The organism is Paenibacillus sp. FSL H7-0703, assembly GCF_038003485.1.
Taxonomy (GTDB): Bacteria; Bacillota; Bacilli; order Paenibacillales; family Paenibacillaceae; genus Paenibacillus; species Paenibacillus polymyxa_B.
Genome location: NZ_JBBOPF010000001.1, coordinates 3496744 through 3520753, shown reverse-complemented (window position 1 = coordinate 3520753; position 24010 = coordinate 3496744). Strand labels below are relative to the sequence as shown.

General features: G+C 47.0%; 24 protein-coding genes and 1 pseudogene. 13 read left to right on the top strand and 12 right to left on the bottom strand.

What is annotated here, in order from left to right:
- Positions 1 to 15 precede the first annotated feature (15 nt).
- Together MHB46_RS15530 and MHB46_RS15525 are read right to left on the bottom strand one after the other, a co-directional pair.
- Positions 16 to 789 (bottom strand): class I SAM-dependent methyltransferase, encoded by a 774-nt coding sequence (locus MHB46_RS15530; RefSeq protein ID WP_341162786.1) that lies wholly within the window; start codon positions 787 to 789, stop codon positions 16 to 18.
- A 114-nt stretch (positions 790 to 903) separates the two neighbouring features.
- Complete coding sequence (locus MHB46_RS15525; RefSeq protein WP_103047231.1) at positions 904 to 1245, bottom strand: cupin domain-containing protein; 342 nt, start codon at positions 1243 to 1245, stop codon at positions 904 to 906.
- 228 nt (positions 1246 to 1473) lie between these two features.
- Between MHB46_RS15525 and MHB46_RS15520 the strand changes: the two genes are divergently transcribed.
- From MHB46_RS15520 to MHB46_RS15505, 4 genes are all read left to right on the top strand, one after another.
- Entirely contained in the window at positions 1474 to 2709 is a 1236-nt protein-coding gene (locus MHB46_RS15520; protein WP_190298233.1) for an FprA family A-type flavoprotein, read from the top strand.
- Between the two features lie 36 nt (positions 2710 to 2745).
- On the top strand, positions 2746 to 3939 hold the full coding sequence (locus tag MHB46_RS15515) for an NAD(P)/FAD-dependent oxidoreductase (protein ID WP_341162785.1): 1194 nt from the start codon (positions 2746 to 2748) through the stop codon (positions 3937 to 3939).
- Positions 3940 to 3941: 2 nt separating this feature from the next.
- A complete protein-coding gene (gene rd / locus MHB46_RS15510) occupies positions 3942 to 4112 on the top strand; it encodes a rubredoxin (protein WP_007432984.1) in 171 nt (56 codons plus the stop codon).
- 61 nt (positions 4113 to 4173) lie between these two features.
- Entirely contained in the window at positions 4174 to 4878 is a 705-nt protein-coding gene (locus MHB46_RS15505) for a Crp/Fnr family transcriptional regulator (RefSeq protein ID WP_254326386.1), read from the top strand.
- 131 nt (positions 4879 to 5009) lie between these two features.
- Here the strand turns inward: MHB46_RS15505 and MHB46_RS15500 are convergent, their stop codons facing one another.
- The 4 genes from MHB46_RS15500 to MHB46_RS15485 all read right to left on the bottom strand — a co-directional run bounded on the left by MHB46_RS15500 (position 5010) and on the right by MHB46_RS15485 (position 9325).
- Positions 5010 to 6815, bottom strand: a complete 1806-nt coding sequence (locus MHB46_RS15500) for a glycosyltransferase 87 family protein (protein WP_341162784.1) — start codon at positions 6813 to 6815, stop codon at positions 5010 to 5012.
- Positions 6816 to 6914: 99 nt separating this feature from the next.
- The gene (locus MHB46_RS15495; protein ID WP_341162783.1) at positions 6915 to 7625 is read right to left on the bottom strand and encodes an MBL fold metallo-hydrolase; all 711 of its coding nucleotides are present in this window, start codon (positions 7623 to 7625) and stop codon (positions 6915 to 6917) included.
- Between the two features lie 358 nt (positions 7626 to 7983).
- Positions 7984 to 8625 (bottom strand): SDR family oxidoreductase, encoded by a 642-nt coding sequence (locus MHB46_RS15490; RefSeq protein WP_076295206.1) that lies wholly within the window; start codon positions 8623 to 8625, stop codon positions 7984 to 7986.
- A 100-nt stretch (positions 8626 to 8725) separates the two neighbouring features.
- On the bottom strand, positions 8726 to 9325 hold the full coding sequence (locus tag MHB46_RS15485; RefSeq protein WP_165178340.1) for a TetR/AcrR family transcriptional regulator: 600 nt from the start codon (positions 9323 to 9325) through the stop codon (positions 8726 to 8728).
- Between the two features lie 242 nt (positions 9326 to 9567).
- Between MHB46_RS15485 and MHB46_RS15480 the strand changes: the two genes are divergently transcribed.
- The 5 genes from MHB46_RS15480 (at position 9568) to MHB46_RS15460 (ending at position 13055) form a co-directional block, all read left to right on the top strand.
- Complete coding sequence (locus MHB46_RS15480; RefSeq protein WP_341162782.1) at positions 9568 to 10308, top strand: ABC transporter ATP-binding protein; 741 nt, start codon at positions 9568 to 9570, stop codon at positions 10306 to 10308.
- Positions 10305 to 11066 (top strand): ABC transporter permease, encoded by a 762-nt coding sequence (locus MHB46_RS15475; RefSeq protein WP_029518725.1) that lies wholly within the window; start codon positions 10305 to 10307, stop codon positions 11064 to 11066. Before MHB46_RS15480 ends, MHB46_RS15475 begins: the two co-directional genes overlap by 4 nt.
- Positions 11067 to 11190: 124 nt before the next feature.
- Positions 11191 to 11478 carry a general stress protein gene (locus tag MHB46_RS15470; RefSeq protein ID WP_341162781.1) on the top strand — a complete coding sequence of 96 codons (288 nt, stop codon included), beginning with the start codon at positions 11191 to 11193 and terminating at the stop codon, positions 11476 to 11478.
- A 243-nt stretch (positions 11479 to 11721) separates the two neighbouring features.
- Entirely contained in the window at positions 11722 to 12018 is a 297-nt protein-coding gene (locus MHB46_RS15465; RefSeq protein WP_341162780.1) for a hypothetical protein, read from the top strand.
- Between the two features lie 134 nt (positions 12019 to 12152).
- On the top strand, positions 12153 to 13055 hold the full coding sequence (locus tag MHB46_RS15460; protein ID WP_341162779.1) for an AraC family transcriptional regulator: 903 nt from the start codon (positions 12153 to 12155) through the stop codon (positions 13053 to 13055).
- Positions 13056 to 13244: 189 nt separating this feature from the next.
- Here MHB46_RS15460 and MHB46_RS15455 read toward each other — a convergent pair whose 3' ends face one another.
- The 3 genes from MHB46_RS15455 to MHB46_RS15445 all read right to left on the bottom strand — a co-directional run bounded on the left by MHB46_RS15455 (position 13245) and on the right by MHB46_RS15445 (position 14847).
- The gene (locus tag MHB46_RS15455; protein WP_341162778.1) at positions 13245 to 13850 is read right to left on the bottom strand and encodes a zeta toxin family protein; all 606 of its coding nucleotides are present in this window, start codon (positions 13848 to 13850) and stop codon (positions 13245 to 13247) included.
- Positions 13847 to 14020: a hypothetical protein gene (locus tag MHB46_RS15450; RefSeq protein WP_023990932.1), complete on the bottom strand. Its 174-nt coding sequence runs from the start codon at positions 14018 to 14020 to the stop codon at positions 13847 to 13849. The genes MHB46_RS15455 and MHB46_RS15450 overlap by 4 nt, the downstream gene beginning before the upstream one ends.
- A gap of 485 nt (positions 14021 to 14505) precedes the next feature.
- Positions 14506 to 14847 carry a hypothetical protein gene (locus tag MHB46_RS15445; protein WP_341162777.1) on the bottom strand — a complete coding sequence of 114 codons (342 nt, stop codon included), beginning with the start codon at positions 14845 to 14847 and terminating at the stop codon, positions 14506 to 14508.
- Positions 14848 to 15265: 418 nt separating this feature from the next.
- Here MHB46_RS15445 and MHB46_RS15440 point away from each other — a divergent pair, with 418 nt between their 5' ends.
- A complete protein-coding gene (locus MHB46_RS15440; protein WP_341162776.1) occupies positions 15266 to 16450 on the top strand; it encodes a serine hydrolase domain-containing protein in 1185 nt (394 codons plus the stop codon).
- Here the strand turns inward: MHB46_RS15440 and MHB46_RS15435 are convergent.
- Positions 16433 to 16876, bottom strand: a complete 444-nt coding sequence (locus MHB46_RS15435) for an Lrp/AsnC family transcriptional regulator (RefSeq protein ID WP_023990936.1) — start codon at positions 16874 to 16876, stop codon at positions 16433 to 16435. The genes MHB46_RS15440 and MHB46_RS15435 overlap by 18 nt on opposite strands.
- Positions 16877 to 17032: 156 nt before the next feature.
- On the opposite strand from MHB46_RS15435, the gene MHB46_RS15430 reads away from it, so the two are divergent.
- Positions 17033 to 18211: an MFS transporter gene (locus tag MHB46_RS15430; protein ID WP_341162775.1), complete on the top strand. Its 1179-nt coding sequence runs from the start codon at positions 17033 to 17035 to the stop codon at positions 18209 to 18211.
- A gap of 112 nt (positions 18212 to 18323) precedes the next feature.
- Here MHB46_RS15430 and MHB46_RS15425 read toward each other — a convergent pair.
- A pseudogene (locus tag MHB46_RS15425) lies at positions 18324 to 18431 on the bottom strand (SDR family oxidoreductase); the annotation flags it as partial.
- Positions 18432 to 18490: 59 nt separating this feature from the next.
- Entirely contained in the window at positions 18491 to 19435 is a 945-nt protein-coding gene (locus MHB46_RS15420; protein WP_341162774.1) for an AraC family transcriptional regulator, read from the bottom strand.
- Between the two features lie 166 nt (positions 19436 to 19601).
- On the opposite strand from MHB46_RS15420, the gene MHB46_RS15415 reads away from it, so the two are divergent.
- Together MHB46_RS15415 and MHB46_RS15410 are read left to right on the top strand one after the other, a co-directional pair.
- A complete protein-coding gene (locus MHB46_RS15415) occupies positions 19602 to 21800 on the top strand; it encodes a glycoside hydrolase family 52 protein (RefSeq protein WP_341162773.1) in 2199 nt (732 codons plus the stop codon).
- A gap of 35 nt (positions 21801 to 21835) precedes the next feature.
- Entirely contained in the window at positions 21836 to 24004 is a 2169-nt protein-coding gene (locus MHB46_RS15410) for an alpha-glucuronidase family glycosyl hydrolase (protein ID WP_341162772.1), read from the top strand.
- Positions 24005 to 24010 lie beyond the last annotated feature (6 nt).

The window sequence follows — 24010 nt, the reverse complement described above, 5'->3', positions numbered from 1 at the left end:
ATTCGTGAATTCAGGCTATCGCTCAGCGATGATGCTGACTGCTTGCAGATGGTCGGCGTACTTTACAAACTGCTTGCGCATACCCATAACCCTTGTCCGGGCAGCATGGTTACGCATAAGGTTAAAGGCAATTTTCCCAAATCTCAACCAGCCCTCGTCCTGAATGATACGTGGCAAATGCAATAAGTGCATGGGAACCGTATAGATTTTAACGACCTTAAAGCCTTCCTCTTTCAGTAACTGTTCCCACTCTGACACCGTCAACGGTGTCGCATTAACTCTCATGGATACAGCCAAATCCTTGTAAATTTGTTTTCTGAGCGCAGGCTCAATATGGTTAGAAGCAAGGCACATCTCATGAATAGCATACTTCCCACCTGCTTTCAAAAGCCGCCTGGCTTCCGAAATAATCTGCGCCTTCTTGGCCCTTGTGTGCATCGTCAGCATGGCTTCCCCATATACCACCGTCGCAGAGGCATCCGGCAACGGAACCTGTTCAGCATCGGCAATAATGACTTCCCGATTTGCTCCGCTTGCATACGTTTTTACGATAGAAGCCGCCTTCTCATTCTGTTCAATCGCAATATAACGACGGGGATTAAGCCGCAGTGTGATTTGGGCAGTTATACCCAATCCGGGGGCAAACTCAATAACCTCATCCTGCCCGGTTACGTCAAGTCCCTCTATCATCCAACGTGTCGTTTTTAACCCTCCGGGCCTAAGCACGCGCTTACCGAGACTTGCTAATATCCAGTGCCCTGGCACCTGTTTGTAATCTACTGTCTGCATTGGCTATTAACACCTCTTCTTAAAATTTGATAATGATATTCATTATCAATACGAGTGTAAAAAAAATAACCTTTTTCTTTTTTTTATATGAGCATGTTGCTGCTGTGTCCTCTTTTATATGTTCTGCGCATAGCTTTCACTTGGCGTTTGGGTCAACACTACATGCAGACTGGAATTTGCCTCTGCACCGCCACGATAGGAAAAGTGCTCATCTCCCGTAACATGAATGATATCCCCTTGGACAACTTCCGTTGCTTCGCCGTTCACAGTTACAATACCGCTGCCTTCAAGAACAAGCAAATATACATTCGCTCCTGGGTGATTATGTGTTGGCAACTCAGCATTAGGAGTAAAGTTGAGAATAAAAATTACATTGTCGGCTTCCTTATGCACAATTCGTTTTGTAAACGCAGCTTCCTTATATTCCTGAAATTGAATGAGATTTGATTTTTTCATATTGGTTCACGCTCCTGTTTGAAATTAAATTTGCTTAAGATGGATTAATACCTTTATTGTATTGGATTATTTCGCTCGACTTGTGATTGCAATCACAAAACTAAATTTAAGTGAAAATACTTTTAAAATATTTAAAAATTTGATTTCAATCATCTTTTTCATCGACACATCCAACTAGAATCGGATTATGCAAGATGCTAAAACAATAACAAGCAGGAGGTTATTCCTATGAAGCCCGGATTCAAGCTGGCAAAGGATATTTATTGGGTAGGAAAAATTGATAATCGTGAGGTTCCCTTTCATCGTCTTTTACTATCAAAGGGTACAACTTATAATGCATATCTATTAAAAACCGGAAAGCCAACCATTGTGGATACCGTGGATATGGCGTTCGGTAGAGAATTTGCCGAAGCTGTAACCGAATTGATCGATCCATTGGATATTCAATATATCATCGTCAATCACACGGAACCAGATCACTCGGGCGGATTGGCTGCACTTGCTTCCAAGGCAACGAACGCTACGATTGTCTGCACTGAGATTGCCGTTCCGGAAATTCAACAAATGTACAAGCTTCAGCATCGCAACTTCCTCGTAATCAAGGATGGAGATCAACTGGACATTGGAGGCAAAACGCTGCTGTTCAAAGAAACTCCTTATCTGCATACAGAAGAAACCATGATTACGTATTGTATAGAAGATAAAATCTTGTTCCCTTGCGATATTTTCAGTACACACGTGGCTGTAGAGCATCTATTTGCCGATGAGGCTGGTTTTGATATCACCGAGGACTTTATCGGATACTATCAGGCTATTATTCATCCACATCGCAGATATGTGCGTACATTAATCGAAGCTGTTGCCGATCTGGATATTGAGATGATTGCACCTTCCCACGGCTTCGCAATCCGGCATGATATTGCCAAGTTTATTGATTTGTACGCCTCTATGAGTACCGAAACCAAGGAGGATAAAAAAGTAGCGATTGTCTATGCCACCCTAAAAAATAATACTAAAAAAATGGCAAACATCCTGAAGGACTGCTTTTTGGAGAACCAAATCAAGGTGGAGCTATGGGACGTGGATAAAGCGGATGAAACGGAAATATTGAATAGTATTGCCTCAGCAGATGCTGTGTTCGTTGGTAGCTCTACTAAATATGCCGATATGACGGGCAAATTGGAAGACCTATTGCAACAAATGCAAAAGATGAATCTGGAAGGCAAGCTGGCTGCTGCCTTTGGTTCCTACGGCTGGAGCGGGGAAGCCATTGAAGTTGTACAGGATTACTTGAACGGTACTAATATGAAGGTCCAAAGCACTTCAGATGTAATCAAATCAACGGGTATGACCCATGTGGAATTCCCGGTACGTATTCGTTTCTCTCCTACAGAAGTTGAAAAAGTGAAAAAAATTAAAAATGCCGCTGAATTTGTCTCAGATCTACTGCTTAGTGTTATTTAAAACACAGTAGCGTATAGCGAATAGGAGAGATACTGAATGGGTAACCAACATTACGTTATTATCGGAGGCAGTGTCGCCGCCGTCAACGCGGCAAAAGCGATTAGAGATCATGATGAGCTGGCCGAAATTTCTATTTACGGGGAGGAAGCATCCTTTCCGTATAACAGAGTCAAACTTTCCAAGGGACTATTTACTGATTTGCACAGTGACAAAATCCTGATCAAAAAGGAAAAATGGTTTGCCAATCAACGAATTCATGTGTATTCCGGCATCAAGATAACCGAGATACATCCAAAGGATTGTACTATCAAAACAATAGATGGACAAACCATTGCTTATGACAAGCTGCTGCTGTGTACAGGAGCTCACAACCGTAAGCTTGTGCTGGATGGGGCTTCTCTAAGGAACGTTCACAATATCCGTTTTCGACAAGATGCAGATAGCCTTAAAGCAGAATTGCGACAGGGAGACCGGATATGTATCATCGGCGGCGGTATTCAAGGCGTGGAAACCGCCTGGTCCTTCCAGCAAGCAGGGTATGCTGTAACCATACTGGAAGCTTCGCATCGGCTTATGCCCCGCCAGCTAGATGAAAAGGCCTCCGCTATTTTGACCGATCAAATGACCGAACGGGGTACTCAGATCAACCTTGGGCAAGGCGTAAAACGTATTAAAGGCACAGATCACGTAGAAGGTGTGGAACTACAGGACGGCTCTGTTATCCCTTGCGAGCATGTCGTGTACTCTATCGGAATTGTACCGAATACGGAGCTTGCTCGCCAAATCGGCCTTGATATTGGACAAGGCATTCTGGTGAATGCGCAGATGGAGACCAGCTCCGCCAATATCTATGCAGCAGGTGATGCAGCCGAATTTCAGAGTAGAGTAGATGGGTTATGGGAAAGCGCAATGGAGCAGGGAAAAATAGCAGGCGCTAATATGGCGGGCGCATCCGTCAGCTATCAGCGTCCCCTCCCTGTAACCCTTTCGAACTGCTATGAATCTCCTCTCTTTTCCATCGGTCTGGTAGATGAACAATTCTGCGACACCAGCCTGATTATTAAAAATCGAGCTTCTTATACACGTATGTTCATACAAAACGGCTCTATCTGCGGCGTGATTGGCTTTGGAGATGCCCTTGCTTCACTACCATACAAAACAGCCATCATGCAGGGACTCAAACCGGACGCACCAGAGCTTACAAAAATTTTGAATGACAAGGAGAACTAGAGATGAAAAAATATGTTTGTCAGCCCTGTGGATACATTTATGATCCTGCTATCGGTGACCCCGATGAAGACGTTATGCCTGGTACAGCGTTTGAGGATCTTCCAGAAGACTGGGTTTGTCCCGTCTGCGGTGAGGATCAAAGTCATTTTGCCCCAATAGATGATACAGAATAACAACCATGCGCTATAACCTGTAGTTTCCGGTTTATGAATGGAGTGAATGAATGTGAATGAGATGTCCTGTCCCTGCCAGTGCGAAAAGGAGCCCTGTGCCCGCAAAGTGCCTATCTTTTCCTCTTTGTCCTGCGAAGATTTGTGTAAGGTCAGCTCCATGATCCGACACCGAAAATATCAGAAGGGTGAAGCCCTGATTATCGAGGAACAAGCATCCGATACGCTGTACATTATTAAAAGCGGGCATGTCAAGCTGCTGAAGATGACGCCTCAGGGCAAGGAGCAAATTCTGCACATTCTGACAACTGGCGATTTTTTTGGCGAGTTGAACATATTTAACAGCGATGAGCTGAGTAACTTTAGTGCGTATGCCTTAAAAGATACTGATATTTGTATGCTCACCAAGGATGATATGGAGCAGTTGATCCGCAACAATCCCGATATCTCTTTGAAGCTGCTCAAAACCATTACTAAACGCTTGGCACATACCGAAAACCTGGCTCAAAGCCTAGCTACCAAAGACCCGGAAATCCGCATCGCCTATATGATTCTTGAGCTTGGACATAAATACGGCAAGCCGGATGGTTCCTACATTAAAATAAACCTCCCCCTTTCACGCGAGGAAATGGCTAATTATGTGGGTGTCACCCGCGAAACCATCAGTCGCAAATTCGGAAAATTTGAACAGCTGGGGATTATTCATAGCAGGGGTACAAGAGAGATTACCATCTGCGATGTACAGAAACTGAACGAATATATGGATTGAGACACATAGATACAATGTTACTCTAACATGAGGACAACAAAAAACCGCTTCTTTAACTTATGGATTGCAGTTGATCTATCAACCACTTTCATTTCGTTAAAAGGCGGTTTTTTAGCATATTTTATACTCCACTAACTATCAATTGTCGTGTTCACACCTTGGGAAGACGCTCCCCATGCAGGCTGCGCTGAAGGAAGTTCTGGCGAAACTCTGTCTGTAGAAGGAGCAGTCTCAATCGTGGTCGATTTGGAGCAATCCCACACTACTTTGACCAAATACCCAAACAACAACACATTCAACAATGATGTCACACACAAAATAATACCGTATTGATCCCGAGAGTTGGAGCTATAGAAAATATCAAAGGTGTTCAGGAAAATCGTAAGACTGAATCCACCCGCAAGCCACAAAAATCTGTGGTCTCGTAAATACAGATACGCCAGTACAGCTAACGCGGCCGCAGGGAACAAGTACCGTTCATGCATGCTGGAAGCGAAGGTAAATACACCTGCAATGAGCACCAGCGCAGCTGCTGCTGCAAATTGTGGTTTGCGACTGCGGATATACATCCACCATGTAAATAAAGTCACCAGCACAATGCAGATCATACCCCATGTATGGTAACTGAACAGGAACAATGTTGTAGTGTCCTGCGTATAATTGCCACCGATCAATGCAAAAAAGTTATACGCGTTCACCGAAGCATACGGATACTCGCCGACCGTTCCCTTGTATAGGTCAAGTAGCCATAACGGCTCTTGCCCCCACGAAAATGGCAATATGACCAGAATGGTCGTCACAACGGCACCGCCAATGGACAACAGCCAAGGCTGTATTTTTCGTTGTCTCAGCAGCTCAAAAAACAGAACAGGGCCATAAATAATTCCCTGCGGCTTCATCAATACGGCTACCGTAAACAATACGGCGGACCAGCCGACCCGGTTTTCCACAAGCAGCACAATCATGCCCACAATCAGCATAGTAAAGAAAGAATCTACCTGCCCCCAGAAGGTCGAATTGATAAACACCGCCGGGTTAAACACGTAGAATATAGCCAATCCAAGGCTTATTCCATAGCCGACCCGTTTGCTCGCCAACCGGTACAGCATGTACGCTGTCACGATATCGGCTAATATATTGGGAAGCCGCAGCAGCACGGACATATAGGGACTGAAAGCATCCGTAGAGCCGATTTGACCGATCACATATAAAATATAAATATAGAACGGCGGATAATCACTTGATCCGTTCGTGTAAAAGCCCGATAAGCTATCCGCTGCTGTCGTAGCCCAGTTCCGGAATAGCATTAAATCCATGTGACCCGAAATCCATGGGGCGATCGCCATTCTTAAAAAGAAACCCACACCCAGCACAGTCCACAGCATCAGTCCTCGATTACGTTCCCCGAGCTTCCATTCACGAGCCCGAAACCGGTACGCAATAAACACGAACGTACCGAAGAACAAAGCGGCGAAAATCGCCAGCGGAGTAGCATAAGCAGATGAGGAGTTCCCACTTCTTCCACCACCCATACCACCGCCAGGACCGCCCATGCCATATCCGTTACCAGACATGCCACCGGGGCCTCTGTGCTGTCCGTCTCTGGCAACACCACTGCCGCTCGATACAGACGTATCATTCCCGGTCGTTGTACCTTTGTCACCCGATGTCGATGTCCCCTCAGTGGAGGAGTTGGTAGGTTGGTCTGTCGTCCCCTGATTCTTGCTGTCAGCGCTATTCGCCGAATCCGGCCCCCTCATACCTCCGCCAGGTCCGCCCCCTCCCCCAAACCCGCCGGATGGGCCCTGCCTAACAGCCGCAGACTGGGACGCGGAGCTACCTGAATAACTCCATAACGAAACGACACTAGCGACAGCACACAATATGAGACTACATAGAAGTATATATTTCAGACCGTTCGCTTTCCAAACGTTCAAATCCGATGCACCTCTCTCTGTTTCTATTTTCCCATATTGTATCTGCCTTAGCTTAGGACTTTGTGAGTTCTGGCTGAATGTTGGCTGAATACCGAATCATCATACTGAAGATTGTCGTTCCATCTCCATAATCGCCCTTTCCAGCTGAGATTGCGGATGCTTCAGCATGTTGCCGTGACCGACAGCTAATAAAGATGGATTGAAACTCGCCAGCTTTTTGGCGCTTTTCAGCGAAATTCCCTTGTTCCAGGTAGCCAGTGCCGGAAAAGGAAACAGCGGCTTAAGCCTTCCCGATACCGCTATACCACCTCGGGTCTGAAAGGCGTCGCCTGCAATTAGCGCTCGGGTGCGAGTATCCAAAAATGCCATCGAGCCCGGCGTATGTCCTGGTGCACTGATCGCCAACAGCGAACCTACATGATCCCCATCCTCCAGTAAAACGTCAGGCTGGGTAAGGATATGCTTCGGTACATCGCCTCGAATAGGAGTATCCGGTTCTCCTGTCTCCAACGATACATCGCCCTGTAGCAGCGGTGCGTCCCGCCTGGAAATGAACACTTGCGCGTCAGGATACCTTGCCTTGAGCTTATCCAACGCACCCACATGATCCCCATGGGCATGGGTAAGTGCAATTCGAATAATCGGCTGCCCGATCCGCGCCGCAGCCTGCGCTATACCACGGGTACTGTATGGCAATCCGGCATCTACCAAGGTGAGCCCCTCTTTCTCCTCCACCAAATAACAGTTCACCGGGAACAGCCGGGGCATAAACGTCAATTGATACACATGCTGCACCTGAACAATACGCATTTATCTCATCTCCTTGACTTAATTATAAACTAATTATATTAGTATTATAAATAATATAATTAGTTTTAAGCAAATACTTTTGCTGCTATTCAGCTGGAGTTGGAGCTTGGAACTGCTACGGGGACGGCCGTACTGAGAAAACAGCAAAAAGCATCCCCGGGACTCTGCCCCCGGGGATGCCTCTCAAAACAAGAATTCATCTTTTCCTCCTGTTATTAATAACGAAGCCTTCTTGGCTATTTCCTCTTTATCAAACGGAGTAATTCCAGATGACCATAAAGCGAGAAGATGACCATTGTGCCCGTCTTCTCGCTTTATGGTCATTTATAAGCGTCCTCTGCAACAACTTCATCCGTAATTACAGCCGGATTGCCTCAGCAATAGGCGTACTGCCAGACACCAGATTAATTGCACGTTGATACGTCTGCTGTTCCTCCAGCGCTGCTACCACCGCTGCCGCCACATCTTCACGAGAAATGGTGTGGCTGGTGAGCTCCTCACCGGTAGCAACTTTGCCGGTGCCCACATCATCCGTCAGACCACCCGGACGAAGAATCGTGTAGTCCAGGTTGCTCGCTTCCAACAGGCGGTCAGCGTAATGCTTCGCCACATAATACGGTTTAATGGATTCAGGCCACTGCTCCCGATTCTCCGCATGTAGGGCGCTGACCATAACGAAGCGCTGGATACCCGCTTGTTCGGCGGCTTCCATCGCCTTGACCGCTCCATCCAGGTCGATAAGCAGTGTTTTATCCGCTCCTGTTTTTCCACCGGAGCCTGCTGTGAATACGACAGCATCGCTGCCCTTTATAGCTGCGGCAATATCACCAACCGTCCCTTCGAGGTCAGCTACCACCGTTTCTGCTCCCAAACGTTCAAGCGCTTCGGCCTGATCCGAATGGCGGATCAACGCCTTTACGCGATGCGATTTATTCTGCCCCAGTAGGCGAACAAGATGTCTGCCTACTTTTCCATTTGCGCCAATCACCAGTACGTTCACTCATACCCCTCCTGTATTCGCAGTCTCTCATCTACATTATACAGATGTATTTTACCCTTCGGGTCTGCGACGCAATCATGTTAGCTGCATCAGGTTGAAATCAGACTTCTTTGGTAAGCTCGACATCTCTCTTTTGCCGCACACGCAGACCTGCCAAAAAGGTAGCCATCATCACCTCAATGCTCCGATCCACTTCCACAGGTAAACCAAAGCCGCCCTTTTGTTCAAGCGAGGCAAATCCATGAAGCAGACTACGGAATCCCCTCGCTGCATGAATGCAATCTTCTTCCTTAAAGCCATAACCACTGGACAGGACGGTAATGACCAGCTCGGCCACGCGATCCGCAGCCTGCCTCATTTCGGTATCATTTCGATCAGTTGCATACAGCATCGCTTCATACAAACCTGGTCGCTCGCGAGCATACCGCATATACGCCTTCCCCATAGCGGTCAGTGCATCTTCGCCCGCTCTACCAACCGCTGCGCTCATCAAAGTTTCCTCCAACTGTTCGAGACTGTGCAATGCCAGTACTTGGCGCAGTCCGTTCAATCCGTTCACGTGGTTATACAAGGACGGAGGGCGAATGTGCAGCTTTTGCGCCAGCGTGGTGAGCGTGACATCCCCCATCCCTTGTTCATTGGCAATGTCCTCGGCAGCCCGCAGGATATCTTGCAGTTTTACTCCGTTTCTAGGCGACATCATCCTGTCCCCTTCCATCGAATTTCTATGTAATCCAGTTCCTTATACATATACAGAGTCGATCCAGATTCTATTTTAACTAATCCTGTTAGTTTATACAAAGAAAATGCCGTTTACAACAGCCAACCTGCATCGAACCTTTATAGAAGAGCATAGCAGTCATTACTGATATAATAAAAAATAAGATCATAAAACGGATCTAATCCCTTTCCCGATCCCCTACAAAGGAGCTAGCTATATTTATGGAACTCAATCCATTTCCAGCTATTGAATTCAATCACATTATCAAATATTTCGCCGGGTCTGGACAGCAACGTGCTGTTCTGAACGGGATTACGGCAAAAGTTTCCCCCGGCAAAATCACCACGTTGGTCGGTCCATCAGGGGCTGGTAAAAGCACGTTGCTTTCACTGTGCAACCTCCTAATGACACCAGATGAAGGGGATATCCGTGTCCTCGGCAAACCTATATCGGAGTGGGAGATCCCTGAACTGAGACGGAAAGTAGCATTGGTTTTTCAGGATGCCCCCATGCTTCAGGGAACGGTCCTATACAATCTCCAAACCGTAGAACGGCTGCACGGTACGGTGCTGGATGATCCTGCCGGCCTGTTGGAACGCGTAGGACTTACTCGCGACCTGTTGGAGCAGAAGGCGCAGGAACTGTCCGGCGGACAAAGACAGCGCTTGGCCTTGGCGCGGACACTCGCGAACCGCCCGGATATTTTACTGCTGGATGAGATTACTTCTGCACTGGACCCTGCCTCGGTCAAAGAGGTTGAGGAACTGCTGCTGCAAATGAACAAAAAAGAGGGAACAACGATGATCTGGATTACGCATCATATGGAACAAGCCCGCAGGGTAGGCCACGAAACATGGCTGATGATCGACGGAAGACTGGTAGAACAAGCGGATACGGAGACGTTTTTTAATGCTCCGCAGCATAGTGAGACCCGCAGGTTTGTAGCAGGAGAATGGGTATGACGATTGTTGCCTTGATTCTCTCTCTCGGTTTTGTATTTATCGCTATCGTCATGTCCAAATCCTTCAAACTCGGTCTGGACCGAGACATGATCATCGCCACGATCAGAGCGTCGGTCCAACTGCTGGCGATTGGATATGTATTGCATTTGATTTTTGGGATGCAAAGCTACGGATTTATCGTATTATTCATTCTGCTCATGATTACCGTAGCCTCACAAAATGTTGCGCGCAAAGGACGATTTATCCCCGGTCTCATGTGGAAGTCATTCCTGACACTGCTGTGTGTGGAAATCGTTACACAAACATTTCTCATTGGCCTGCATATCATTCCTGCGACAGCCCGATATATGATTCCGATTAGCGGCATGATCATTGGCAGCTCCATGATTTTGTCCAGCCTGCTGGTGTCCCGGCTCAAGTCGGAAGTCCTGCTGCGCAAGCCTGAAATCATGCTCATTCTGGCGCTAGGCGGCACGCCTAGACAAGCCATCTTCCCTATACTCAAGGATTGCATACGTTCCAGTATGATTCCAACCATCGAGGGGCAAAAAACGTTAGGGCTGGTCCAGCTTCCCGGCATGATGACCGGACAAATCATCGCAGGTGCCAATCCGATTGCCGCCGTGCGTTTGCAATTGCTAATTGTATTCACTACCATGACCTCTGCTATTTTGACCAGCGTGCTGCTCAGCCTGTTCATTTATCCGGCATTATTTAACCGCCAGCAACAACTGCACACAGAAGCATGGGAACGCTGACCGAGGCGGATATATCCAGTTATTTACCATTTTCTATAAAAAAAATAGAATGTTTAATTCCTGACATGACGGTTAATAGATACACGTACCCGCTTTACTAAAATTCGATGAGGAGTGATTGAACATGGCTAACAACAACCAAAATGGCAAACTGAGTCGCGAAGAGGCAGGACGTTTAGGTGGAGAGGCTACTGCTAAAAATCACGACAAAGAATTTTATCAGGAGATTGGCGAAAAAGGTGGCGAAGCTACTGCCAAAAACCATGACAAGGAATTCTATCAAGAAATCGGACGCAAGGGCGGCGAAGCCCGTGGCAATTCAGACCAAAGTGATAGCGACGGGAAAATGAGCAGGGAAGAAGCAGGCCGCAAAGGCGGCGAGGCCCGCGCCCGTCAGCGTAGAAATAACTGACAATAGGGAGTATGTGGTCAGTGCAATTGCAATGTAGAGGCACAGACTGCATATAAACATGAAGTATAGTGGACGTTTATGTTATAAAAGCCTATCTGCCGGAACAACGGCAGATAGGCTTTTTGTGTGAAAGTTACTTTCGTCAACCGATCATACACCTTACAATATACATAAACAGGTTAAATAACCAATCATACATATTTTATTACAAATGAAAGAATCGATTATGGGAGGTTTGCGCGAATGTTGATTACAAAGAATAAAACGGCTGCAACTATTTTAAGAATTATATTTTTTTCACTGATTTTCAGCTGGATTTATTATTATTCAGATCATCACTCAGCAGAAACCGCTAAATTAGTTAAAACTACAGATGATTACTTGGTCATACAGAGAGATGCTTCTAGCGGAGGTGAATATAAAGAATTATATATTTCCTCAAAGTCTGTGATCCCTCCTCTGGTTATAGGCAAACCATATTATTTCGTATCTGATCAAAGGTACTTTCAACGCCCATATATCCGTTATGTAGAGGAGTAAAATAGAACAAGACAACAAGGACTAACATAGCCCTTGACTAAAGCTTCATGAATAATACAAAAGAGTGCATGCAACTCAAGTCAAATATTTCTGTATTCCGGCTGTTAAGATGGAGTCGAAAGGAGGGAACCCTCGTGTACGAATGGAACGAAATGGTTCAGCTCATGATCGATTGGATTGATAATAATCTTACTTCAGCACCTTCGTTGTTGAGAATGTCCGATCAGTTAGGCTACTCCCCTTACTACTGTACAAAACAGTTTCATTCTCTTACAGGAATGACGTTAAGGGATTATGTGTGGATGCGCCGGATTAGCCGTGCTGCACTGGAACTCCGGGATAGCAATGTCCGCATCCTCGATGTTGCAGTAAAGTATGGGTTTTCTTCACAGGAGGCTTTTACACGGGCATTTGTAAAAGCGTTTGAGGTAACTCCGGCTGTATACCAGAAGGAGCCCCGACCTATTCCGTTGGCCATTCGTGTTGAGGTATTCTCTCCTTATCATTACCATTTGAAGGAGCGGGATAAGATGGTTAAGGATCATTTGCAAGAAGCTGAAGTCAAAATCGAGCATATACCAGCACACAAATTTATTGGAATCTGGGATACTTCTTCTCGAAACTACGGTGATTTCTGGAGAAACGGACACAATTGTGATGAAATTTGCGGGACATTGGAAAGCATGTCTCATCTCAAGCTTCCCAAACAATTGGGCCAAACTGCGGGCTGGTTCTATCAGGATGGTCAGAAGGGATATCTCTATGGAATACCGGTTGCCGCTGACTACAATGGAGAGATTCCCGCAGGAATGAAGTGTCGGGACATCCCCGAATCAGATTACCTGGCGTTTTTCCACCCACTCTTCAATTATTTAAAAAACAATGGAGACGTTATGAGAATGGTGGAGGAGAAGGCTTGGAACTTTGACCCTAGCAGCCTGGGGTATGAATGGGATGAGGAAACAAAGCAGGATTATCAGCGGCATTTCCCAGAAGGATACGGATACGCAGTGTTACGTCCAGTGAAAAAAGTGTAGGGAAAAAACCCCAATAAGCCTCTACGATCAGGATGCCGTTCATCGTCTTGCTAAAGTTTGTTAAAAAATAGTAACAGTCTATTACTAACGGGTTCCGTTTTGAGGTGCAATACACATTGAATTGGCATTGTGGACACAATACGATGTAAATACAGAATAAACCGATCACTGAATTATACAGTTGTTGGTTTATTCTTGACCAGTATTTTTATTTTGCAAGTAAAAATCAATGATTTTAACCCAATCCGGTAACAACGCCACATGGTGTTTTATCGTTTCACTATCTGATTCCAATACAATCACGCCATCTGAGCTGCTGTTGTCAATGACAATTAAATGATCGATAAGTTTAAGATGTAAGAGAAGATTGTCCAGTGAGGTCTGATGCCGTCTTATAATATCAGCGGTATCAATGTGGTGACCCCCATTTCGAACTCGTGCAGCAACTCGCTCGATATTAAGACGATAATCACCAAGGCCCACATAAAACATGATAACTTCAAAGCCTTTTTCTTTTGCCACTCGCATTTGTCGAATCACATTGCCACCAGCAAGTGTCGTCTCTACGGTAAAATCTCGTTTATTTCTTATACAATCCCGCGCTAGCTTAATCGCTTCCTTTCCTGCCGATACTTTGTGTCGATCAGGGTTTTCACGATCAATCCCTCGCGCTAACGCATCTGGATCGATATTAACACTTACACCCAGTCTATCAACGATTAGATTGCGAATTGTAGTCTTACCACTTCCGTTGTTTCCTGCGAATACAAACATAGTAGCAAACGGCTCATTCATGATAAAATATCCTGTTCTTTAATTCGTTCGACTTGACCATTACTGTACTCTTTAACAAATTGACCATCCGGTGTTTTGTAGACGATATATGTGCCATTTGCTTTAGCGTCCAGTTTTGCTCTATCTCCAGTTAGTTTGATTAACTTGCCTAGGTCGTGTGTACGATTCATTCAGCCATCACCATCCCATCCAAATCATATATCGAGAGTATATCATAAATCGAAAAGTCTGAAAGAATCCAGCGTCACTCAAATCCATACGAATACCGCACGACTAAAAGTCGTGACAAGTAAATAGGATCGAAATATCGTTCTTTTTAATACATTTTAATAAATAAATTTGGAATAAATGCTACCTTCAGCTTTTTTTATTCGTCTATAACAACAAATACAATTGCGGAGGTATAGGCAATGAAATCTTTTCGTTTTTGGCTAGTCCTAATCTCATGTCTAGTTATTACTGTAAATATTACGGGGGACGACGACTATAATATACTATTGGCTATCATTAGCCCGCTAGTTTGGATGTATGAATCATTTCGATTTGTGCGAGAGGCAGACATCCCCATAACTATTGTTTACTTCACTACACTAATTTTCTGGTATCTCATTGGATACGCTTTGGACCGTGGGATTAGAAAATTGAAAAATTAAAATCACTTGAAATTACCTTCTAAATTGTCATCTACCTTCTCAGGCTCGTACTCGACCGTTCTGTAGTCAGGTGATGAAGGAATCATATTGATCACAACATTTCTCATTTGTAGCTTGTACTTTCCTTCCTCAAAAGCAAGAATATGCTTAATGGAAGGTAACTCCATATCCTCATACTTCGTTATCGACGAAACAACAATCTTGGAAGGGTTAGAATCATCCACAGACACGATACGATAATCAATCGGCGTTCCCTGGGCTTTTAGAAAATCAAGCCGTGCCCGTTCTGTTTTAAAGCGATAATCATCAGACAGTGAAATCATCTTATCATAATCGCGACTCATAGAAGCGTTCATATATTCTGAAAATGTCGAGACAGCAGCCTCTTTGGGCTATCGGGAAGTTTATAAGATTCCTTACCTCCTCCAAAACCTGTAGCAATTACGGTCAAAATCCCTCCTAGGACAACCAAGCAAGCCAACTTATTACGCGATACAATCCTCAATAAATAAAACCCCCTTTGTTGTAAATTTTACCACCTATTTTCAACGTATCTCAACTTAAAAAGGCACTGTAAAACGCAGCATAACTTCTTGTAAAATCCCATTCATTTAAATCCAAGGCCATTCTTTTAATATAATTTTATTTTAACGCAAATACTCACTGAATACCTTTGTTACCTTATGTAATGTCGTCTTCCCATCCTGTAAACTAAGTTCCATCAAGCGGTAACCGCTGGATCATAGAGAGGATGAGATATTTATGGGTTTGGATAATAGAGTTTTTGCGATACAAGCTGGTCTGGACGGACGTGTAAATGCAGTTATAGATCAAACCCTTGCCGAGAAGCGCCTGGTCGGCGCAGTCGTCATGATATATATGGACGGTTCACCCGTGTATGTCCGAGCGGCGGGGCTGGCTGATCGAGAAGAACAACGTCCTATGCATGAGGATGCTTTATTTCGGCTTTCTTCTGTATCCAAACCGATTGTATCTACTGCGGCTTTGGTTTTGGCAGCCCAAGGATTGATTAAGCTCGATGAATCTATTGAACGCTGGTTGCCCGATTTTCGCCCCCGATTAATCAGTGGTGAGCAGCCCTCCATTACAGTACGCCAATTGCTGACACATACTGCCGGGTTGACCTATGGCTTTTTAGAGGAAGAAGGCGGCGGTCCCTATCATCGTGCAGGCGTATCAGATGGCATGGATTTCTCAAATCTTACGCTGGAAGAGAACTTGCAACGTTTGGCTTCTGTGCCACTGTTATATGCACCGGGTAAAGCGTGGGGATATTCGATTGCTACTGATGTGCTCGGCGCGATCATTAGCCGTGTATGTGGCACAACCCTTGATGCTGCTGTTAAAAAGCTCGTTACAGAACCTCTCGGTATGCACGACACCAGTTTCGCGGTCGCCGATGCCGGACGGCTTGCGGCTCCTTATGTCAACGATATATCAGAACCCCGGCGGATGCGTGAGCTTGAGGTTGCGCAGGTTTTTGAAGGCACCGCAGGACTTCGTTTTCAGCCTGCACGAGCCTTTGGTCCCACGGCTTTCCACTCTGGTGGCTCGGGTATGATTGGCAGCGCAAAAGATTTCATGCGGCTGCTGGAAACCCTGCGAAACGGCGGCAATCCGTTACTTTCAGAGGAATGGGTCCGTGAAATGGGCACCATCCAGACCGAGAACCTCCCCTTGGCTGGCTGGCCGGGGCGGGGCTTTGGACTAGGATTCACCGTACTCCAAAATCCCGACGAAAGCGGAACAGCAGAATCACCCGGAACGTGGCGTCTCGGAGGAGCTTACGGTCATTCGTGGTTCGTTGATCCCGCACTAAGACTTAGTGTGGTCGCCTTTACCAATACAGCATTCGAAGGGATGTCAGGTCCGTTTACAACCGAGCTTTGCCAAGCCATTTACGGTAGCTCAAATAGGGTCCAATAAAGTGGGGGTTACATGTTTATGGTCTACCGGCGAGGACAGGACAATTAACGTGGTAGAGTGCCCGTGCTTTCCACACTCATCCCCGAACTGCTCCAGCTTGAGCATAGACTCAACCATGACTTTCAGTAAGTAATTTTGCTCGCCGCTAATTCTATGGCACTCAATGACTTCAGGTGCAGATTGGCAAAACTCAACAAATGAATTGCATTGATTCGTGTGCACGAGCACGTGAGCCATGATCGGTTTTCCAACTTTCTCATGTGAAACTATGGCACGATACCCGGTGATAATACCTTTATCCTCCATGCGCCGCACTCTTTCCGTTACGGCAGGCTGGGAAAGCCCAACCTCCTTACCCAACTCGGTCATGGAGATACGCGCCTGGTTTTGTAGACACAACAAAATTTTATGATCCACTTGATCCATCAAATCTGCCTCCTTAAGTCCAAGGCAATATTACAAAAACACAATTATTATTATGTATTATTTCGAATATTGCCTTATTATTTTATGATTTAATGAAATATTAGCATGCAAAATTAAGGACGTAAAGCAGGAAGGCGTGGAGAGGGAATGAAACTAATGAAATATAGTAAGCCCCTGCTTTTTATTGCGCTTGGCCTATTCGGTGTATACACGATTGAGTTCGGTGTGGTTGGCATTTTGCCGGTCATCATTGAACGTTTTCATATTACGGCAGCTCAGGCCGGGTTTCTTGTCAGTTCATTTGCATTGATCATCGCGCTGTTCGGTCCCTTCATGGTGCTATTGATGTCCAGGTTTAACCGCAAGCGAATCATGACAATGTCGTTGTTTGTTTTTGCCATAACAAGCTTGCTGTCAGCCTATACATCCAACTTTTATCTACTAGTAATTTTACGTATCATTCCGGCTCTGTTTCACCCGGTGTATTTCTCGCTTGCCTTTGTCGCTGCCACTGCGTTATATCCCCCGGAAAAAGCAACGCAAGCTTCCGCCAAGGCCTTTCTCGGCACGAGCATGGGAATGGTACTCGGTATTCCAATTACAGCCTATATCGCCAATCAATTTTCATACGAGGCCTCCTTCTGGTTTACTGCGGTAGCGAATGGGATTGCAGGGATCGGTATTTTATTTATGCTGCCGGATACACCACAAGCCGAAATGTTCTCCTATCGGAAGCAGCTTGGCATTTTGCGTAAAGTATCACTGTGGCTCAATATCGGGGCGGCTACTTTTATTTTTGCAGCCATGTTCTCGGTGTATAGCTATTCTGCCGAATATTTGGGGCAAAATACAGGGATGAGCAGCAAGGTTATCAGTTTTCTGCTTATTATTTTCGGCATCGGCGGAATGCTCGGCAATCTGTTGGCTGGCAAGCTCATGGGCTTGCATAAGGTACGGACCGCTCTTTTTCATCCAGTAGTCTTGGGGGGCACCTATTTGCTGTTGTACGGGATCAGTTCTTCATTTATCCCTACGCTCTTCATCATTATCGTGTGGGGGGGCGTTCATACCAGCGGACTGATTGTCGCCCAGATTTGGGTGATTGATGAGGCCAAAGAAGCTCCTGCGTTTGCCAACAGTCTTTATATCTCGTTTATTAACCTAGGGGTCTCACTCGGCTCGCTGGCAGGGGGGTGGTTTATTGCCAGAGCGGGAATCCATGGGACGCTGTGGAGCGGTTTGCTGTTCGCCATGCTGGCGATGGTATGCATCGGGTCTAAGTTGATTTATCCACGTATTTTGCGAAAATATAAAGGATTAGATGTGCAAAGCTAAAAAGTTGCAAGAGGGCCAAGCCTGTTTTCATAAAAAATCGGTTCAACACTTTGTATGGTGTTGAACCGGTTTTTGTTTAAAGATTGATTCCTGCCTGTCGGATTAGATCATGCCCAGCGATCACGATGCTTGCCCCTTGCTTTGCTGCTTCTATGGCTGTTGCCAGCCCTATACCTGCACTGCCGCCAATCACGACGACACGTTGATTATGTAAATTCATATTATTCTCAGCTCCTTTATAAGGATTATATCATAACTATTTTTAAGACATACTCATTTTTATTCGTATGGGCTTTCCTGTACCGTGCTTTTGCGATAGGATGTCGGCGATTGGCCCGACCAGCGCTTGAACTGTCTGCTAAAATGCGCAATATCCCCATAGCCGAGCATATCGGCAATTTGTTGCACCGACCATTGCGGATCAGCCAACAGCAACTTGGCCTCATGCAGCACAAGCCCGGATAGATATACACGGGGAGATACGCCGAAAACGCTACGGAATACACGATTACAATGGGACACGCTAATACCTAGCTCGGATGAAATCCCCTCGATCCCATCCTGTTTTTCGACCGAGCCAGCCTGTCCATAAGGCTGATTCACTCTGCCCTGAAGACGACTGGCAATCTGATGGGCAAGCTCTGCCTGCACATATCCACGCCCTGTCAGATGGGCCGCTTCACTGGATACAGCCTCCCACAACGTTGCGAACAGTTCAAACACAGCAGATTGAATCCGCATACGCTTTGCCACCGAATCACTACCTACTCCTATGTCTTCTGGCGTTGAAAGATCGAGCAGCTTGCCCAGCGCTGGTCCCATCTGCCCTGCCACTGTTCCTTCAGCTGGAAACACCACCTGCTCCAGACGACTCAGGAGCGAGAGAAACAGCTTATCATCAATGTCGAAATGCATACAAAAATACGTAAATCCTTCTCCGTTACTATGGCTCGAATGGACAATGCCCGGGCGCAGCAGCACCAGATCACCCTGTTGCTGGGTATAGCTGCGACCATCCACAACCATGATCTGTTCTCCCGCAAGCACGATGTTAATTTCATATTGAGGATGCTCGTGTGGCGGATAGCTCCACTCTCTTCCGACACTTCGTGTATGAATGGCAAACAAATTGACCGTGGTCCGTACATCGGGAAAAAAGAATTCCTCTCCGGCAGCTGTAAGATCTGGATGATGGGGACGCTTCGGTAAACGTGGTGACGACATGTTTTCCCTCCTGGCTTACTTACATGGATATACTCCAGTATATCGCTTTCAGCGTGATTTGGATAAATAGTTGCGCGATTTGACAATGGTTCCCCGTCATTTGACATGCTAGGCTCTAAGTGAAGTTAGTCAAAGTTAAACCTTACTATGAAAGGGGTTTCATTATATGTCGAAAAATATATTTTATAACACGCAGCATGCACCGATCGGTTCTTTTTCCAGCTTTACGCTTGGGTTTAAGGGCAATCGCGGCGGACTCGGTTTGGAGCTGGGCAAGCCTGCCGATGAAAATGTATATATTGGGCTGCAATCCAAAGATGGCGGATCATACGAGGCGCTTCCCTTTTTTGCATCCACACAGGATGAAAGTGCCCGCTACGACGTGGAGAAAAAGGGTAACCGAACGGAACCACAGCTTATGGCCTTTGCCGATTCAGACATTACCCGTGAGCTAAAAGCAGGAACGGATACATGGCAGGCTGGTGATTTGACGTTCCGGCTGTACTCTCCTGTTCGCCCGGTGCCCGAGCCGGGAACCGCGGGTATGGATGAGCTGCGAGCAGCGTTGGTTCCGGCGGTATTCGCTGAGCTAACCGTCGATAACACGCAAGGAACTGCAGCACGAAAAGCTTTTTTCGGCTATCAGGGCAGTGATCCGTATAGCGGCATACGCATTATTGGAGAAGATCCGCGCAGGGACGCTACGGATTCTACCCCATTGGAGGGAAGACTCACAGGCATCGGCCAAGGGCGCAGCACAGCCATTGTGACCAACAGCAGCGAAGCAGTACCTGCCAGCGGATTTGCAATGGAGAAGCTGCTTGGGGAGACCATGGCCGAGAATTTATCCTTTGGCCTGGGCGTGACGGGTGCGCTTCTGATGGACGTTCCCGCAGGTGAGAAGCGCACGTATACCTTCGCCATATGCTTCTATCGCGGCGGCATCGTAACGACAGGCATCGAGGCATCGTATTACTATACCCGGCTGTTCAAGGATATTGAAGACGTGGGGAGCTATGCATTGAAGCATTTTACAGACCTCACCGCAGCCTGTGTTCAGGCTAATCGCTGGATGGAGTCGGCCGACTTGAGCCCGGACCAGGAATTTATGCTCGCTCAGGCGATCCACAGCTACTATGGCAGCACCCAACTGCTTAGTCACCAAGCGGATGGAGAACCGATCTGGGTTGTGAACGAAGGCGAGTATCGGATGATGAATACACTCGATTTGACGGCAGATCAGCTCTACTATGAATTGATTTTAAATCCATGGACGGTACGCAACGAGCTGGAGTGGTTTGTCCAAAGGTACAGCTATCGGGATGAGGTACGCTTTCCGGGAGAGGAACAGACCTATCCGGGTGGTATCACGTTTACGCATGATATGGGCGTGGCCAACGTGTTCTCCCGGCAGGGATACTCCTGTTATGAGCTGGCAGGGATTGACGACTGCTTCTCTTACATGAGCCATGAGGAGCTGGTGAACTGGCTTTGCTGCGCCACGGTATATATCGAGCAGACACAGGATCAGTCATTTACAACACGTATGCTGCCTGTCTTGTGTGACTGCTTCGAAAGCATGCTGCGGCGGGATCACCCCGACCCGGCACAACGAAACGGCTTGATGGGCTTGGACAGCTCTAGAACCCGGGGAGGCGCGGAAATTACGACCTACGACAGTCTGGACGTATCTCTGGGTCAGTCCCGCAACAACATTTATCTAGGCAGCAAATGCTGGGCGGTATATGTTGCACTGGAAAAAATATTTGCCTCAAAAGGGCTTAACTCCCTCTCACAGGAGGCTGGCTTACAGGCGGACAAATGCGCAGCCGCAATCACAGCACATATGACAGACAAGGGCTATATTCCTGCAGTTATTAAGGAAGGCAATGACTCGCAGATTATTCCTGCCATTGAGGGGCTGATCTTCCCTTACTTTACAGGATGTGAGGCTGCGCTTAAGCCTGATGGACGGTTCGGTGGATATATCCAAGCACTGCGGCGCCATTTGGAAACTGTACTGGTACCGGGAGTTTGTCTGTTTGAAGACGGAGGCTGGAAGCTGTCCTCGACCAGTAACAACTCCTGGATGAGCAAAATCTATCTGTCACAGTTTATTGCCCGTGAGCTGCTGGAACTGCCTTGGGAAGAAGCTGGGCAGGCCGCAGACGCTGCCCACGTCTCATGGCTCCTTCACCCTGAAGAATCCTATTGGTGCTGGAGTGATCAGATACTGTCCGGTATTGCTCACGGCAGCAAATACTATCCACGCGGAGTTACCGCCATTTTGTGGCTGTATGAAGGCAACGGCAACCGTCTGACTCTCCCTGAACATATGAGTCAGGATCAGGAACAGCATGTCTGAGGATCATCTTCACCTGCCCAAAAGGAGGCTCCAATATGAGCAAGCTTATGGATATGCCAAAAGAGAGCGGCTATGCGGCTTGGCTGCATTACAGCCGCAATAGTAAGGTAGAAAAGCTGCCCGCTTGGTGCAGGTTCATCGTGGTCCATGAGACAGATGAAGTGCTTGAATCGGCTGCGAGTGAGCTTCAGCACGGATTGACCTCCATGTTTGGACAGCAGCCGAAGATCAGCGCCGTTCCTGTGAATGCGCCATTCATTGCGCTGGGTACGTTCCCAGCACATCCTTTGGTCGCAGAACGATTCAGCGCAGAGGAACAGGCAGAAGTGGGTGCAGAAGGCTACCGAATTCGCGGGATAGAGATGCCAGATCCGGCATATTCAGCTTCGCATGGTAACGATGAGTTCAAAGGACAATACGTTACAGTCGCAGGGCAGACCTCCAAAGGCGTATTGTACGGAGTCTTTCATCTGCTGCGCTACCTGCAGGGAGGACTAGATGGGAAGTTGAAGCCCACCACCGAATCATTGCACGCCCCCATTCTAGACCAATTATCCAACCCTGTTAATCCCATCCGCATGATCAACCACTGGGATAACATGGATGGTAGTGTTGAACGTGGATATGCGGGCGGATCTATTTTCTACGACAATAATGCCTTTACTACAAATATGGAGCGCCTGCGTGACTATGCCCGTCTGCTCGCTTCTGTAGGCATTCAAGCACTATCCATCAACAATGTGAATGTCCATCAGGTAGAGACTGAGCTGATTGCAGATAAATTCCTACCGGATGTGGCTAAAGTAGCTGCGGTGTTTCGCGCCTATGGCATACAGATCTACTTGAGCATTAACTATGCCAGTCCTATTCAGCTCGGCGGGTTAACCACGGCCGATCCCTTAGAATCAGCTGTAGCTGAATGGTGGCAGACCAAAGCCCAGGAAGTTTACGCCGCCGTTCCTGATCTGGGTGGTTTTGTGGTCAAAGCCGATTCCGAAAATCGGCCTGGACCGTTCAGCTACGGACGCCATCACGCCGATGGAGCCAATATGCTGGCAGATGCATTGCAGCCCTATGGCGGACGCGTGATTTGGCGCTGCTTTGTCTACAACTGCAAGCAGGACTGGCGCGATCGCAAGACGGATCGGGCCCGCGCAGCCTTTGACCATTTTAAACCGCTGGATGGACTGTTTCGAGAAAATGTCATTTTACAGATCAAAAATGGCCCCATGGATTTTCAGGTGCGGGAGCCTGTCTCTCCCCTGTTCGGTGCGCTGGAATCCACTCAGGTACTGCTGGAATTTCAAATTGCGCAAGAGTACACCGGCCAACAGAAACATCTATGTTACCTTGTTCCGCAATGGAAGGAGGTATTGGATTTTGACACCTACGCCCGAGGAAAAGGCTCCACCATCAAGCGTATCGTGAGTGGCGCTCTGCATTCTTCCAAGCATACCAACTATGGAATAGCCGCTGTATCCAATATTGGTGCAGACACCAATTGGACCGGACATTTGCTCGCCCAGTCCAATCTTTATGGCTATGGCCGGTTGGCATGGGACCCGGACCTGTCCGCAGACGAAATCGCTGACGAGTGGGTTCGGCTGACGTTTGGCAGACAAGGGAATAGCGACGGCGACACAGATTTGATTTCTACCCTTAAGCAGATGCTGCTCGATTCATGGAATATCTACGAATCCTACACCGCCCCTCTCGGGGTCGGCTGGATGGTCAGTCCCGATCACCACTATGGGCCGGATGTAGACGGGTACGAATATTCTATGTGGGGCACCTACCATTTTGCTGATTGCCGGGGGATCGGGGTAGATCGCACGTCCGCAACCGGAACGGGCTATGCAGGACAATATTTTTCTCCCAATACTAATATCTACGAATCTACGGACACCTGCCCGGATGAGCTGCTTTTATTCTTTCACCATGTTCCTTATACACACTTGCTCCACTCCGGCCAAACTGTCATACAGCACATTTATGATACCCATTTTGAAGGTGCAGAACGTGCGGCCCATCTCCGAGACACATGGGTTAGTCTACGAGGGCAACTGAATGATGCCATGTATGAACAGGTGCTGAAGCGGCTGGAGCATCAGACTGAGCATGCCAAAGAATGGCGGGATCGGATCAATACGTATTTCTACCGTAAAAGTGGCATTCCGGACCAGAAGAATCGCCCTATTTATTAAGCAAGC

Coding starts and splice junctions, on each gene's coding strand:
- MHB46_RS15415 (WP_341162773.1), top strand. CDS start 19,602: ATGTCGAAAAATATATTTTATAACACGCAGCATGCACCGATCGGTTCT.
- MHB46_RS15455 (WP_341162778.1), bottom strand. CDS start 13,850: ATGAATGAGCCGTTTGCTACTATGTTTGTATTCGCAGGAAACAACGGA.
- MHB46_RS15470 (WP_341162781.1), top strand. CDS start 11,191: ATGGCTAACAACAACCAAAATGGCAAACTGAGTCGCGAAGAGGCAGGA.
- MHB46_RS15485 (WP_165178340.1), bottom strand. CDS start 9,325: ATGTCGCCTAGAAACGGAGTAAAACTGCAAGATATCCTGCGGGCTGCC.
- MHB46_RS15475 (WP_029518725.1), top strand. CDS start 10,305: ATGACGATTGTTGCCTTGATTCTCTCTCTCGGTTTTGTATTTATCGCT.
- MHB46_RS15465 (WP_341162780.1), top strand. CDS start 11,722: ATGTTGATTACAAAGAATAAAACGGCTGCAACTATTTTAAGAATTATA.
- MHB46_RS15515 (WP_341162785.1), top strand. CDS start 2,746: ATGGGTAACCAACATTACGTTATTATCGGAGGCAGTGTCGCCGCCGTC.
- MHB46_RS15480 (WP_341162782.1), top strand. CDS start 9,568: ATGGAACTCAATCCATTTCCAGCTATTGAATTCAATCACATTATCAAA.
- MHB46_RS15430 (WP_341162775.1), top strand. CDS start 17,033: ATGAAATATAGTAAGCCCCTGCTTTTTATTGCGCTTGGCCTATTCGGT.
- MHB46_RS15525 (WP_103047231.1), bottom strand. CDS start 1,245: ATGAAAAAATCAAATCTCATTCAATTTCAGGAATATAAGGAAGCTGCG.
- MHB46_RS15440 (WP_341162776.1), top strand. CDS start 15,266: ATGGGTTTGGATAATAGAGTTTTTGCGATACAAGCTGGTCTGGACGGA.
- rd (WP_007432984.1), top strand. CDS start 3,942: ATGAAAAAATATGTTTGTCAGCCCTGTGGATACATTTATGATCCTGCT.
- MHB46_RS15505 (WP_254326386.1), top strand. CDS start 4,174: ATGTCCTGTCCCTGCCAGTGCGAAAAGGAGCCCTGTGCCCGCAAAGTG.
- MHB46_RS15445 (WP_341162777.1), bottom strand. CDS start 14,847: ATGAGTCGCGATTATGATAAGATGATTTCACTGTCTGATGATTATCGC.
- MHB46_RS15410 (WP_341162772.1), top strand. CDS start 21,836: ATGAGCAAGCTTATGGATATGCCAAAAGAGAGCGGCTATGCGGCTTGG.
- MHB46_RS15495 (WP_341162783.1), bottom strand. CDS start 7,625: ATGCGTATTGTTCAGGTGCAGCATGTGTATCAATTGACGTTTATGCCC.
- MHB46_RS15420 (WP_341162774.1), bottom strand. CDS start 19,435: ATGTCGTCACCACGTTTACCGAAGCGTCCCCATCATCCAGATCTTACA.
- MHB46_RS15435 (WP_023990936.1), bottom strand. CDS start 16,876: ATGGATCAAGTGGATCATAAAATTTTGTTGTGTCTACAAAACCAGGCG.
- MHB46_RS15450 (WP_023990932.1), bottom strand. CDS start 14,020: ATGAATCGTACACACGACCTAGGCAAGTTAATCAAACTAACTGGAGAT.
- MHB46_RS15530 (WP_341162786.1), bottom strand. CDS start 789: ATGCAGACAGTAGATTACAAACAGGTGCCAGGGCACTGGATATTAGCA.
- MHB46_RS15520 (WP_190298233.1), top strand. CDS start 1,474: ATGAAGCCCGGATTCAAGCTGGCAAAGGATATTTATTGGGTAGGAAAA.